Genomic DNA, 13212 nt, shown 5'->3' with positions numbered 1-13212 from the left:
CGCATATCTGCTTCTTGCATATAATCACTTGCACTACCACCAAACCCATGAAAATTAAGCATTAGTGGAACAGAAGATGTTCCATCATATGAATTAGGTATGTATAAAACATATTCTCTATTGACACCATCGTGAACTATGGACTGAGCATTATTATTTGAGTAACATTCCTCTGGATTTTTATTATCATCCTCTCTACAACTACTAAGGATCGTTAGTAAGAAAGTAAATAGTAAAATTGGTTTTTTCATCGAATTCTATTCTTTTTTTTTTTAAACGACGACTTTTTTTTATTATTGTGCATAAATAAATAAAAACAGTTACACTATATAATAGTATAACCGTTTTATTGTTTTAGTAGATAACTCTATTGAAATATCGAACATAAGTTTTACACCAAAAGACTTTGAGTTGACAACAAATCAAATCACATCAATTGGAATTAATTTCATCTAAACAAGGACACAAACAGTTAAATAGTGAATAGATGATTTTTTTATATTAATCTTGTTGCTTATTCACTGTCTACTCGTAACTTTCAGTGAAGGAGTTTGTTATTACCAGCACTTTAAGAACTATCCTCGCTACTCAAAGCTAATATTTATAAATCGGTGAGTAAGACTCCTGTCCTAAATTAGTTTGGGTTTTAAGATTATTTAATCACAATCGGCATTTATAATACCGTATGAACAATCACTACAAGACACTACAAAACCAAATTTATTTCCCGTACTATCCGACCAACACCAAAAATATTCATAATTGCCATCAACGTCTTGACGCAAACCTTCTGAAATGGGTTCACCATATGCATCTACATTTGATTGATAGTCTTCACCCACCATTTCGAGACTTAAGAAATCATTAGCTGTAGCCGTGCTACATTCAAAATTGATTGGGCAGCCATTATTATCATTATTGTTGTCATCTTTTGAACAACCTATGACTGCCAAAGTGAAAAATAAATAGATAAGTTTTTTCATAATAATTAGAATTTTGATTAGCGTAAAGTTAAAGTATTGTAAGAAATAAATTCAATGAATTATAGAAGTCCCTAATCCATCCCCTATTATTAAGTTGATTTTTTTTACTAATTTTACATTAAAACAAAAACTTTAAAATGAATAAATTCTATTTTATTGTACTTCTTTTAATCTCTTTAAGCGCATCATCTCAGATAAATAATACAGAGTTAAATTCTAATAACTTTTTATTTACTTTTAAAAATACCTCTTATCTAATTTCAGGAGACTCTATTTATAGAGATACACAAATCAGTAAACGAATTGGCACAAAACATAATTTAGATATTAACGACTATGTATTTTTTGAAAATGACTCCAAAGGTTATTTAATGCATAATTCTGGAGGTATCATATACCAATTTGACGGCACAAAATTTGATCGATTAGACGATTCTTTTATCTTTAATTCGCAGTATGAAAGTTTTCCATTTATACATGATAGTAATATCTATAATTTTGGTGGTTATGGACTATTTACGTTTAAAAATATTTTCACATACTTTAATCGATCCAAAGGAGAAACAGAAATAGTCTCAGTAAAAAATGCAGCTTCAAAACATCCTACAGGGCGAAAAAAGATGTTTAGTCAATTAAACAATAATCAATTATACATAGGCACTGGTTTAGGATACAATTCAGATACAGAATATAGCTACAATAAATCCCAGTTTATTAATGATTATTGGAAATTTGATTTAATAGAAAAAGAGTGGCAAAAATTAGGAGAGGGTAACTCCTATTTAAAAAATGAAAACTACCACCTTACATATCATTACAATAACAAAACCTTGGTGCTATCTGAAGACAATGTTTTTACTGTTGACATTAAAAATAATAATGTTTCTTTTTATAAAAATAGTAATTCAGACTTCATAAAATCTATTAAAAAAGAACGAGGACGCTATCTCGTAACTTACAATAAATCTAAAAATGGATTCTATGCAATTTTAGATAAAGAAGATGCCAAGACTAAAGTAGCTTTTATAGCGTCAGAAGATCTATTGGGGATTCCAAACACTTATGAAAAACTGTACAGGGAAAAAGAAAATTCATTAGTTTGGATTGGAATTGGAATTGGAATTATAGTTTTACTGATTATATTAGTTTTAATCTTTAAGAAGAAAACTAATATTCAGAAAATTAAACTTAAGAGAAAAAAGATTGAAGATATACTCACAACTGAAGAAAAACATATTCTAAGTCTAATAGAAGAGCATTATCCAAACTATATTAAATTTCCTGATTTAATGGGTGTCTTTGATTCTCATTTGAATTATGAAAGTAAAAAGAAAAGATTAAGATCATCTTTGTATCAACTTGAAGAAAAAATTGAGAAAAACTTAAAATTGAAGTCTAAAATATTTATTGAAAGAAAAAATAAAGAAGATTTAAGAATAAAAGAAATTAGAATTAAATAATATAAAATCCTTTTTAATTAAAAAACGGTTACACTATAAAAGTATAACCGTTTTATCATTATAAGTAGCTCCTCTTCTTAGGCTCGAACTAAGGACCCTCTGATTAACAGTCAGATGCTCTAACCAACTGAGCTAAAGAGGAGTGTTTTTCGCTGTTGCGAGCGCAAATATAAATTGTTTTTTATATTCTACAAAACAATAATTAAATTTTATTTAAAAATTGCTTTAAAAATGTCATTTCCGTTAGCAAATAGGACTAAAGCTATTAAAATAAAGAAGCCTACAGTTTGTGCATACTCCATAAATTTATCACTTGGTTTGCGTCCAGAAATCATTTCGTATAATAAAAACATAACATGTCCTCCATCTAAAGCCGGAATTGGTAATAAATTAAGTACACCTAACATAATAGATAAAAAGGCTGTAATACTCCAAAACGTTTGCCAGTCCCAAAAATCTGGAAACACATTTAGTATGGCATAAAAACCACCAACACCTTTATAAGCTCCTGTGCTTGGGTTTCCTATCTCTTTAAGCTGACCAAAATATTTGTCAATTTGTCCAGTAAACTTATTATAACCTCCTCCAAAACTCTCGGTAAAGGTGTACTCTTTGGTCTTCATTTTATAGTACCCTAATTTTTCCATGGTATCGTAACCAACTCCTCCAAAATAGACGATACCTAATTTTGCATCACTACTTACTTTTAGTTTGTCGGTAATTAATACGTCATCTCTTAAAAAGGTAATACTTACTTCTTGATCTTTGTATTCATTTAATACTGGAACTAATTGATCTATATATTTTAATTGCTTATCTCCAATTGTTCTAATGATATCTCCGTTTTTAAGATTTACAGATTTATTGAAAGAACTATCTGGAATATGAGAAATTACAACAGGATATCGCATTTCAAACAAATCTCTTCTTTTACTATCTGAAAATTGTCCTAAAAAATCTTCTGGCATTGTAATGGTCTGTTCGTTACCATCTCTTTCAAAAGTTATCGTTTTTGCTCCAATAAAATTTCCTTTAATGTCTGATACATTTTCTACCTTATACTCACCAACCTTAATAATATTATCTCCAGTTTTAAAGCCTAAATCTGTTAATAATGGATTTTCTACTAAATATCCATCTTGAATTGAAGTGGCATCTATGTGTCTATCTCCATAAATAAACGATAAGAAAAAGTAAATAACATATGCTAAAACGAAGTTAACAATAACTCCACCAAGCATTATTATTAAACGTTGCCATGCTGGTTTAGACCTAAACTCCCAAGGTTTTGGTTCTTCTTTCATGGCTTCTGTATCCATGCTTTCGTCAATCATTCCAGCAATTTTAACATAACCGCCTAAAGGTAACCAACCTATTCCATAAACGGTTTCGCCTATTTTTTTCTTGAAAAGCGAAAACTTAACATCAAAAAATAGGTAGAACTTTTCTACTCTTGTTCCAAATAATTTTGCTGGTATAAAATGCCCAAGCTCGTGAAGTATGATTAGTAGTGAAAGGCCCAGTAAAAACTGAGAGATTTGTATAATAATTCCCATGTAATTTATCAATTCATTTTTATAACGTCCAAAAGTAAGTATTTAGACTTTCTAAAAAAAACACAAAGCTGTATTGATTAATCCTTTAACAGCCTTTTATGAAAAACACCTTGATTTGTAGAAAATTTGACAAAATGTACACCAGAAGATAAAGTTTCAACATTTATAATTTCTTGATATGTAGTTTCTAATATCAATTTACCTAAGGTATCGAATATTTGAATGGTATCAATTATTAATGCCTCAGGTTTTTTTATGTTAAACGCATTAAAGGTTGGATTAGGATAGATTAATAAATTAGGTTCTATTTGATATGGTTGAGTGCTTAATGTTACATTATTGTTTTTAGAAATAATATCCACTTCAGGATCAAATAATATATAATTTATTTCAAAATTTACATTTTCTATAAAGGTTTCACCTTGAAAAGTATTGTCTAAAACAATATCTAATGTTTCTCCGTTTGTTCCAACAATTCTAAGTGGAATTGGCACTTCGAAATAACTTACAGAATTATGACTTTGCGTTTGATTAACTTGTATTTGAAGTTGATTTGTATTGATCCAGTTACTATTTATGGTATAACTTGGATACCCTTGATTATAAACCCAATCGTTAAAAAATTCAGTTAAATTTTGCCCACTAACTGCTTCCATTTTAGCTTTGTAGTCAGGTGTTTTAGCGTAATTAAAAGCTAAGTTAGTATCACTTAAATAATCTTGCATACCTTGGTAAAAATTTGCGCCTCCTACTTTTTTTCTAAGCATATGTAATACCATTGCTCCTTTATTGTAGCTTAGTCTACTACTAAAAATTCTACTAACACTTGTTGTATCTGAATCAGATAAATAAACTGCACCATCTGGTTGAGATGTAATAGAGCTAACACGACCTTGTTTCCAGTTTTTAAAACTTGGTTCTCCATCAAATTCTTCTATAACCAGTCCAGATAGATAGGTTGCAAAGCCTTCATTTAACCAAATATCTTTCCAACTGCCACAAGTAATTTTATCGCCAAACCACTGGTGTGCTAATTCATGGGCAATTAAGTTTCTTCCAAAACTTCCCATAAAAGAAACTGTAGTATGTTCCATTCCTCCTCCCCAACCAAATTGAGCATGTGCGTATTTTTCTGATGCATAAGGATACTCTTCAAACTTATTAGAAAACAGTTCCATAATGCTTACAGTAACTGGAGTACTTGCTTGCGCAGAAGTAAGATTTTCTGGATACACATAGTTTATAATTTCAAAAGGATTTCCGTTATTAGTAACTGTATGTGAATACACTTCATAATTAGTTGCTGCTATAGCTACTAAGTAAGCTGGAATAGGAAATTGATGTTTGTAATGTGTTGTTTTATTAGAGCCATTTACTATTTGACTTTGCTCTACACCATTACTTACAGCTATATATTCTTCGTTTTGAGAATTAAACTGAGGTGTGGTTATATACACGTCTATGTTTTCAATTTTATCGTTTAAATCCTGCTTACATGGCCACCAACCTTTAGCTCCATAAGGTTCTGAAAGTGTCCAAATAATAGGATCTCCATTATGCGTGGTTTGTGCAAAAGAACCAAAACCTGAACTTACTGGATTACCAGAATAGGTGATTTCGATAATTCCTGTTTCGTCTTGATTTAAATTTTGAGACAATGTTATTACTAACTCATCATCTGTATTCTGTACAAATGTTAAAGCATTACTATCCTGTAAAACTTGAGAAACAATCATATTATCTGTTAAGTCAAAAGTTACTTCAGACATGTTTTCTTTTGCTACAAAATGCGTTGTAACAACACCTGAAATACTTGCTACACTTGGATCTAAAGTAAACTCTAATTTATGATATGTAACATCATAATTTCCTGTATTCATATTAACTCTATGATTATAAATCCTATTTGATGCAGATTTGGATTCTGATTCAATAATTGTATTCAAATCTTGGTTAAAAGTTTGTGAAAAAATGTGATTAAAAAATAACAAGGTGATTAATAAAAGGTAATGTCTCATTTTAGTAGTTTTAAAAATTAAAATTACAATTTTTAAATTTTTATTTATGTGACTATTGTTACCGCAAGACCTTAAAATAAGTTGTAATTTTGTTATTAAAATTTGTTTTATGCTTTCTTTTTTCAAAGACTATAAAAAATTTGCCATTGGGTTTTCAATCCTATCAGCAATAATTGTTTATATTATTTATACTGTTTTAAACGTTGAAAAACCGTTACCAATATATCAACCTAATAATGTTGAAACATCCTTAGTAGATAGCACTATTCAACATGTGAAAAAATACCATAAGATTGCAGATTTTAGTTTGACGAACCAAAATGGAAAAACGATTACTCAAAACGATTATAAGGATAAAATATATGTAGCCGATTTCTTTTTTACCACTTGTCAAACTATTTGTCCGATAATGACAGACCATATGCGAGATATTCAAAAAGAAATACTAAATGATAATGATGTTATGCTACTCTCACATTCTGTAACTCCAGTTATAGATAGTGTGGCACAATTAAAAAAATATGCTACTAAAAAAGGTGTAAATGATTCTAAATGGAACCTAGTAACAGGAGATAAAAAGCAAATTTACGAACTCGCTAGAAAAAGTTATTTAGCTGTAAAGACCGATGGTAATGGCGACCAATTTGATATGATACATACAGAAAACTTTATGCTTATCGATAAAAAACATCAAATTCGTGGTTTCTACGATGGTACAGACCCAAAAGCTATTTCACAACTACTTGAGGACATTAAAAAGTTAAAAAGCATGGAGAAATAACGCTTTCTTTATTTACAATTTTTTAACTAAAGTTTTTTCACTTACTTTTGCTTCTTTAAAATCAATCTAAATAAGCTTGCAGCACACAATAGCACATTTAAAACGAGGAGAAAAAGGTGTAATTATTGATGTTTCATCAGAATTAATACCATTAAAACTACTTGAAATGGGTTGCCTTCCTGGCAATTTTGTAGAGTTGGTACAAGTTGCTCCATTTTCAGATCCATTGTACCTCAATATTAATGGTAGTCATTTAGCTATTAGAAAAGAAACAGCTATTCATATTTTAATAGACTTAGTAGATGAGTAAGCAAATAAATGTAGCACTAATTGGAAACCCAAACACTGGTAAAACATCTGTTTTTAATGCTTTAACAGGCTTAAACCAACAAGTTGGAAATTATCCTGGTATTACTGTTGAAAAAAAAGAAGGCTTGTGTAAATTGCCACGTGGTGTTAAAGCTCATATTATAGATTTGCCAGGAACATATAGTTTAAACGCCTCTTCTTTAGACGAAAATGTAGTTATAGAACTGCTCTTAAATAAAAACGATAAAGATTTTCCTGATGTTGCAGTTGTTATAAGTGACGTCGAAAACTTAAAAAGGAATCTCCTCCTTTTTACACAAATAAAAGACCTTGAAATCCCTTGCCTTTTGGTTGTTAATATGGCAGACCGAATGAAAAGAAAGGGAATTACACTTGATCTTGAATATCTAGAAGAACAATTAGAGACTAAAATTGTTGTTGTTAGCACAAGAAAAAATGAAGGTATAGACCTTTTAAAACAACAAATAAGCAACTTTAAAGAGTTGTCTATTAAACCTTGTTTAAATGCTTCAGAAATTGATGTAGAGTATTTTAATAGTCTTCGTAAAACTTTTCCTAATCAGTTACTATATAAATTATGGTTAGTTATAACCCAAGATGTAAACTTTGGTAAAACAGATAGAAAAGAGATTGAAGCCATCTCAAGCTTTAAAACAAAAGCAAAAGGCGATTTAAAAAAGCTTCAACAAAAAGAAACAATAAAAAGGTATCAATTTATTAATAATGTATTAAAGAAAGGACAAACTATAGATGCATCACAAGCCACAGATGTTCGTGCAAAATTAGATCGTATTCTTACTCACAAAATTTGGGGCTACGTTATTTTCTTTCTTATCCTTTTAACTATTTTTCAAGCCATTTATGATTGGTCTAGCATTCCAATGGATTGGATAGATTCTTCCTTTGCATCTTTAAGTAATTGGGTAAAAGCTACATTTCCTGGTGGTGGAAAAGTAACAGATTTAATTGCTGAAGGCATAATTTCTGGATTAGGAGGTATTGTAATATTTATTCCACAAATTGCCTTTCTATTTCTGTTTATTGCCATCTTAGAAGAAAGTGGCTATATGAGTCGTGTAGTCTTTTTAATGGACCGAATAATGCGTCGTTTTGGTTTAAGCGGCAAAAGTATTGTACCATTAATTTCTGGAACCGCTTGTGCAATTCCAGCCATTATGGCTACTAGGAATATTGAAAGCTGGAAAGAGCGTTTAATAACCATTCTAGTAACGCCTTTTACCACTTGCTCTGCTAGGCTTCCAGTGTATTTAATTATTATCTCATTAGTTATACCAGAAGGTAGAATATTGGGTTTAAGCTACCAAGCTTTAACACTAATGTTGCTTTATCTTATAGGTTTTGGTGCAGCAGTTGGGTCTGCATGGATTTTAAATAAAATTCTAAAAATTAAAAGTAAAACCTTTTTTGTGGTAGAAATGCCAAACTATAAAGTACCACTTTTAAAAAATGTTGCGCTTACCGTTTTAGAAAAAACGAAAGCCTTTATTTTTGGTGCTGGTAAAATAATTTTAGCTATTTCAATCGTGCTTTGGGTTTTGGCATCTTATGGACCAGGTGAGCAATTTAATAATGCAGAAAGTATTATAATAGAAAAATATGCGCATCAAAATTTAAGCGAAGATGATTTACAACATAAAATAGCATCACATAAACTCGAACATTCGTTTATAGGTATTACTGGAAGAGCTATAGAGCCAGCCATTAGGCCTTTAGGTTACGACTGGAAAATAGGTATAGCTATTGTAAGTTCTTTTGCTGCTAGAGAGGTTTTTGTAGGAACTTTAGCTACAATTTATAGTGTAGGCAGTGACGACGAAGAGACCATAAAAAACAGAATGGCAGGAGAAGTAAACCCAATTCTTGGAGGCCCTTTATTTAATTTTGCTTCTGGAATTTCGCTGCTTTTATTCTATGCTTTTGCCATGCAGTGTATGAGTACTTTAGCCATTGTAAAACGGGAAACAAACAGCTGGAAATGGCCAATTTATCAATTTACAATAATGACAGCTATTGCCTATATTGCTGGTTTAATAGCCTTTCAATTTTTGAAATAAAATGAGTACTATCCTTCAAAATATTATTGTATTTATAATTTTAGGCTTTGCACTTGCATTTTTAATAAAGAAGTTTTTCTGGAAAAAGAAAACTAAAAAAGCTTGTGGAACAGATGATTGTGGCTGTCATTAATTACTCCCAAACTTCAACCTGAATATAATACTCTTCAGGTTTAATTGTATTTCTATATTCTGGATAAGGTGCAATATTAAATCCTGAAATTTTTAGTTTTTCTGAAGAAAACAAGTTTCCTATTGTATTTTCTAATTGAGCTGTTGGTGAAAACACAATACGTTTTTGCTCTACTTTTTTTCCTTTTTTAAATACATCAATTAATACAATTGCTTCACCAGCCCAAATACATTGCACGCCTTTTGGACAGCGCGAATCGCTCTCTACAGCTACAAACTTAAATGCTAAATCTTCAAAAGCAATGGTTTTACCATACATTAATTTTGAGATAATTTTTGGCGTTTCTGCTTTTATAGATGTTGAGTCTTGAGAAAATACAAGAGCTGAAAACAATATTGTAATTGTAAATAATAAATTTTTCATTGAAAATATTTTTTTCATCCTTTAAAGAAAGGAGTCTGTTAATTAATATGTCTTTAGGAACTAAATATAACTCAAATCATGCCAAACACAACAAAATTAAATTATTTTAGCTACCTTTGAAGTAAATTTAAGTAAGCTTAAAAAAATATTTAAAATGTCTGTAGCAATAGAAAATTTTGTAAAAGCTATTTACAAAAACAAAATTAATGATGTTAAAAACACCAAGCCTGGTAATATAGCCAAACTTCTTGGTATTAGTAATGCTGCAGCTACAGATATGGCTAAGAGTTTAGCAAGTAAAAACTTACTAAACTATGAAAAATACAAAGCCTTAAAATTAACAAAAACCGGAGAAAAATTAGCCTTAAATGTTATTAGAAAGCATAGGCTATGGGAAGCTTTTTTACATAAAACTTTCGAAATGTCTTTACATGAAATACATCGAGAAGCTGAACTTTTAGAACATGAAACTTCTGATTTTTTAGCTAATAAAATTAGTGATTATTTAGGCAATCCTAAGTTCGATCCTCATGGAGATCCTATTCCAAACGCAAATGGAGAAATTACAACTATAGATACTTCTATAAGTTTATCTAATACCAAAGAAGGAAAGAATTACATTATTTCGCGCTTAATGAGTGACGATAAAGAATTCTTCGATTTTTGTGCACTAAACGGACTTAAATATGGGAATAATGTATTAGTTACAAAGCAATTCAGTAAAAATAAAATGACTCAAATATCTATTAATAACAGTACAATTCTTCTTAATGAAGACTTTACAAATATTATTTACGTCAATGAAATTAATTAAACCACTTAAAATCTTAACCTTTACATTTTCTCTTGTAGGTGCTACTTTTACTTTCGCACAAGAGGATAGCGCTCTTGGTGCATTAATAACAGACAGACCAGATGCAACAGAATCTTCAACTGCTATGCCTAAAGGATTTTTACAAATAGAGACTGGTACATTTTACGAAAGTTTTGAAGAAAATAATATTAAAACGGAAGATTTTACATACAATACTATGTTAATGCGATATGGTTTACTAGATAATTTAGAACTAAGATTAGGCTACAATTATACCAATAGTAAAACAAGATTTAATGGTAATGAAATTGAGTCGGTTACAAGCTTTTCGCCATTGCTTATAGGTTTTAAAACTAGAATAAACGAAGAAAAAGGTATAATGCCAGAAATAGGGTTTTTGGGTCATTTATACTTACCTTTTTCGGTTAATAAAGAAATAAGACCAAAAAATACTGGTGTAGATTTTAGGTTTGCTTTTTCTCACACGTTGAGTGAAAAATCTAGTTTATCTTATAATTTAGGTGCAGCTTGGGAAAATGACAATGCACAAGCAGCATACCTCTATTCTGTTTCATATGGCTATAGTTTTAATAATAAAATTGGTGCTTACATAGAATTTTATGGTGATTTACCAGAAAACAATAAAGCCAATCATCTATGGGATACTGGACTTACTTATTTAATTTCTAACAACTTTCAATTAGACGCAACTATAGGTTCTAGTTTAACAAAAGGTCAAGATATTTTAATAAGTGCCGGATTTAGTTTTAGAATTCCAAAATCTTAAATTTTAAAAATGAAAAAAAACTTACTTTTAATTGTAATTACAATATTATTATTTAATTGTAAAAACAATACAAAACAAGAAAACGGTAAGCTAAATATTGTGACAACAACTACAATGATTACAGATTTAGTTAAAAATATTGGTGGCGATTTAGTAAATGTTCAAGGTTTAATGGGTAGTGGTGTCGATCCGCATTTATATAAAGCCAGTGAAGGTGACGTTACTAAATTAGTTAACGCAGATATTATTTTCTATAACGGGCTCCATTTGGAAGGTAAGTTGGTTGAAGTGTTCGAAAAAATGGGAAGTAAGACAAAAACACCTATCGCGCTTGGTGCCATTTTAGACAAATCTCAATTAATAGGTTCAGATTATTTTGCTTCAAATTACGATCCACATGTATGGTTTAATATTGATTTCTTTAAGCAGTTTGCGAAAAAAGTAACAGTCGTTTTATCTGAAAAAGATCCTGAAAATGCAGTATATTTTATTAAAAATGAAACACAATTTCTTAGGAAATTAGATGAATTACAAGCAAAAGTTAAAACTAATATTGCAACACTCCCTAAGGAAAAAAGAATATTAGTAACAGCACATGATGCTTTTAATTACTTTGGAAAAAACTACGGTTTTAATGTTGTGGGATTACAAGGCTTAAGTACTGCTACAGAAGCTGGAGTTCAAGATGTTCAAAAACTAGCTGCCTTTATTAAAGAAAACAAAGTAAAAGCCATTTTTGTAGAAAGCTCAGTGCCAAAACGTACTATTGAAGCTTTACAAGCTGCAGTAAAATCTAAAGGTCACGATGTTATTATTGGTGGTACTTTATTTTCTGATGCCCTTGGAAATGCTGGAACAATAGAAGGTAGTTATATTGGTATGTTTGAGGATAATGTGAATACAATTGTTAATGCATTAAAATAATGGATAAAAACATAGCAGTAAAAGTAGATGACCTTACAGTCGCTTATAATTATAAGCCAGTTCTTTGGGATATCGATTTAGAAATTCCTGAAGGTGTTTTAATGGCTATTGTTGGGCCAAATGGAGCTGGTAAATCGACGCTTATAAAAGCAATTCTTGGTATTTTAAAACCTATTGCTGGAAGTGTTTCTATATATGGTAAACCTTACAAAAAACAACTCCAACTGGTAGCTTACGTACCACAAAAAGGAAGTGTAGATTGGGATTTCCCAACCACAGCTTTAGATGTTGTTATGATGGGAACTTATGGAAGCTTAGGTTGGATAAAAAGGCCTAGACAAAAAGACAAAAAAGCGGCTTTAGAGGCTTTAGAAAAAGTAGGCATGTTGGCTTTTAAAGGCAGACAAATTAGTCAGTTATCGGGTGGACAACAACAACGTATTTTTTTAGCGCGTGCTTTAGTACAAAATGCTTCTATTTATTTTATGGATGAGCCTTTTCAAGGTGTTGATGCTACAACAGAAATTACAATTATTAATATTTTAAAAGAATTACGAAAAGCAGGTAAAACTGTTATTGTTGTACATCATGATTTACAAACCGTTCCAGAATATTTTGATTGGGTAACGTTTTTAAATGTAAAGAAAATTGCGACAGGTCCAGTAAAAGATATTTTTAACGATGATAATTTAACGAAGACTTATGGTATAAACTATAAAGTTAGCATTCAGGAGTAAAAAAGTATTCAATTTACAGTTGGTAGTCTCAGTATTGAGTGCTTATTCTATGAAATAAAAAGAATGTCACTTCGAGTGATTTTTGAGGCACGAGAAAATTGTATCGAGAAGTCTTAAAAAAAAATTCTCGATACCATTTCGAAAAAATCGAAATTATTCGAACTGACAAAACAAAAAAAATAAAGTAAATT

The 13212-nt window shown here is 30.2% G+C and carries 13 protein-coding genes, 1 tRNA gene and 1 pseudogene; 9 read left to right on the top strand and 6 right to left on the bottom strand.

The genetic code is table 11. From position 1 onward, the window contains the following. Together P8H50_RS00835 and P8H50_RS00830 are read right to left on the bottom strand one after the other, a co-directional pair. Positions 1 to 251: pseudogene (locus P8H50_RS00835) on the bottom strand (hypothetical protein); the annotation flags it as partial. 405 nt (positions 252 to 656) lie between these two features. Continuing rightward, positions 657 to 983: a hypothetical protein gene (locus P8H50_RS00830; RefSeq protein ID WP_300204456.1), complete on the bottom strand. Its 327-nt coding sequence runs from the start codon at positions 981 to 983 to the stop codon at positions 657 to 659. A 137-nt stretch (positions 984 to 1120) separates the two neighbouring features. Between P8H50_RS00830 and P8H50_RS00825 the strand changes: the two genes are divergently transcribed. Beyond that, positions 1121 to 2443, top strand: a complete 1323-nt coding sequence (locus P8H50_RS00825) for a kelch repeat-containing protein (RefSeq protein ID WP_300204453.1) — start codon at positions 1121 to 1123, stop codon at positions 2441 to 2443. Between the two features lie 68 nt (positions 2444 to 2511). On the opposite strand, the gene P8H50_RS00820 is transcribed toward P8H50_RS00825, so the two are convergent. The 3 genes from P8H50_RS00820 to P8H50_RS00810 form a co-directional block, all read right to left on the bottom strand. Further along, a tRNA-Asn gene (locus tag P8H50_RS00820) sits at positions 2512 to 2585 on the bottom strand. A gap of 67 nt (positions 2586 to 2652) precedes the next feature. Beyond that, positions 2653 to 3999: an RIP metalloprotease RseP gene (rseP, locus tag P8H50_RS00815; protein ID WP_300204449.1), complete on the bottom strand. Its 1347-nt coding sequence runs from the start codon at positions 3997 to 3999 to the stop codon at positions 2653 to 2655. Positions 4000 to 4076: 77 nt separating this feature from the next. Then, entirely contained in the window at positions 4077 to 5945 is a 1869-nt protein-coding gene (locus tag P8H50_RS00810) for a M1 family aminopeptidase (protein ID WP_366900939.1), read from the bottom strand. 181 nt (positions 5946 to 6126) lie between these two features. Between P8H50_RS00810 and P8H50_RS00805 the strand changes: the two genes are divergently transcribed. The 4 genes from P8H50_RS00805 to P8H50_RS00790 all read left to right on the top strand — a co-directional run bounded on the left by P8H50_RS00805 (position 6127) and on the right by P8H50_RS00790 (position 9336). Next, positions 6127 to 6798, top strand: coding sequence for an SCO family protein (locus tag P8H50_RS00805; RefSeq protein ID WP_300204442.1), 672 nt, complete (start codon positions 6127 to 6129; stop codon positions 6796 to 6798). Positions 6799 to 6874: 76 nt separating this feature from the next. Further along, positions 6875 to 7108 (top strand): FeoA family protein, encoded by a 234-nt coding sequence (locus P8H50_RS00800; RefSeq protein ID WP_300204437.1) that lies wholly within the window; start codon positions 6875 to 6877, stop codon positions 7106 to 7108. After that, the gene (gene feoB, locus P8H50_RS00795) at positions 7101 to 9203 is read left to right on the top strand and encodes a ferrous iron transport protein B (protein ID WP_300204433.1); all 2103 of its coding nucleotides are present in this window, start codon (positions 7101 to 7103) and stop codon (positions 9201 to 9203) included. Before P8H50_RS00800 ends, feoB begins: the two co-directional genes overlap by 8 nt. Position 9204: 1 nt before the next feature. After that, entirely contained in the window at positions 9205 to 9336 is a 132-nt protein-coding gene (locus tag P8H50_RS00790; RefSeq protein ID WP_300204429.1) for a FeoB-associated Cys-rich membrane protein, read from the top strand. On the opposite strand, the gene P8H50_RS00785 is transcribed toward P8H50_RS00790, so the two are convergent. Further along, entirely contained in the window at positions 9337 to 9759 is a 423-nt protein-coding gene (locus P8H50_RS00785) for a hypothetical protein (protein WP_300204426.1), read from the bottom strand. A gap of 154 nt (positions 9760 to 9913) precedes the next feature. On the opposite strand from P8H50_RS00785, the gene P8H50_RS00780 reads away from it, so the two are divergent. Genes P8H50_RS00780 through P8H50_RS00765 form a run of 4 tightly spaced genes read left to right on the top strand, consistent with a single transcriptional unit; the run spans position 9914 to position 13021 of the window. After that, the gene (locus tag P8H50_RS00780) at positions 9914 to 10573 is read left to right on the top strand and encodes a metal-dependent transcriptional regulator (RefSeq protein ID WP_300204422.1); all 660 of its coding nucleotides are present in this window, start codon (positions 9914 to 9916) and stop codon (positions 10571 to 10573) included. Continuing rightward, positions 10560 to 11360, top strand: a complete 801-nt coding sequence (locus P8H50_RS00775) for a transporter (protein ID WP_300204419.1) — start codon at positions 10560 to 10562, stop codon at positions 11358 to 11360. The genes P8H50_RS00780 and P8H50_RS00775 overlap by 14 nt, the downstream gene beginning before the upstream one ends. Before the next feature lie 9 nt (positions 11361 to 11369). Then, positions 11370 to 12284: a zinc ABC transporter substrate-binding protein gene (locus P8H50_RS00770; protein ID WP_300204416.1), complete on the top strand. Its 915-nt coding sequence runs from the start codon at positions 11370 to 11372 to the stop codon at positions 12282 to 12284. Beyond that, positions 12284 to 13021: a metal ABC transporter ATP-binding protein gene (locus P8H50_RS00765; RefSeq protein ID WP_300204413.1), complete on the top strand. Its 738-nt coding sequence runs from the start codon at positions 12284 to 12286 to the stop codon at positions 13019 to 13021. The genes P8H50_RS00770 and P8H50_RS00765 overlap by 1 nt, the downstream gene beginning before the upstream one ends. Positions 13022 to 13212: the final 191 nt, after the last annotated feature.

Source organism: Lacinutrix sp., from assembly GCF_029238095.1.
Lineage (GTDB): Bacteria > Bacteroidota > Bacteroidia > Flavobacteriales > Flavobacteriaceae > Lacinutrix.
This window is presented reverse-complemented; position numbering and strand designations above follow the sequence as displayed.

What these genes read in the sequence shown, in the direction of transcription:
- feoB (WP_300204433.1), top strand. Translation starts at nt 7,101, where the DNA reads ATGAGTAAGCAAATAAATGTAGCACTAATTGGAAACCCAAACACTGGT.
- P8H50_RS00830 (WP_300204456.1), bottom strand. Translation starts at nt 983, where the DNA reads ATGAAAAAACTTATCTATTTATTTTTCACTTTGGCAGTCATAGGTTGT.
- P8H50_RS00765 (WP_300204413.1), top strand. Translation starts at nt 12,284, where the DNA reads ATGGATAAAAACATAGCAGTAAAAGTAGATGACCTTACAGTCGCTTAT.
- P8H50_RS00825 (WP_300204453.1), top strand. Translation starts at nt 1,121, where the DNA reads ATGAATAAATTCTATTTTATTGTACTTCTTTTAATCTCTTTAAGCGCA.
- P8H50_RS00790 (WP_300204429.1), top strand. Translation starts at nt 9,205, where the DNA reads ATGAGTACTATCCTTCAAAATATTATTGTATTTATAATTTTAGGCTTT.
- P8H50_RS00780 (WP_300204422.1), top strand. Translation starts at nt 9,914, where the DNA reads ATGTCTGTAGCAATAGAAAATTTTGTAAAAGCTATTTACAAAAACAAA.
- P8H50_RS00805 (WP_300204442.1), top strand. Translation starts at nt 6,127, where the DNA reads ATGCTTTCTTTTTTCAAAGACTATAAAAAATTTGCCATTGGGTTTTCA.
- rseP (WP_300204449.1), bottom strand. Translation starts at nt 3,999, where the DNA reads ATGGGAATTATTATACAAATCTCTCAGTTTTTACTGGGCCTTTCACTA.
- P8H50_RS00775 (WP_300204419.1), top strand. Translation starts at nt 10,560, where the DNA reads ATGAAATTAATTAAACCACTTAAAATCTTAACCTTTACATTTTCTCTT.
- P8H50_RS00770 (WP_300204416.1), top strand. Translation starts at nt 11,370, where the DNA reads ATGAAAAAAAACTTACTTTTAATTGTAATTACAATATTATTATTTAAT.
- P8H50_RS00785 (WP_300204426.1), bottom strand. Translation starts at nt 9,759, where the DNA reads ATGAAAAATTTATTATTTACAATTACAATATTGTTTTCAGCTCTTGTA.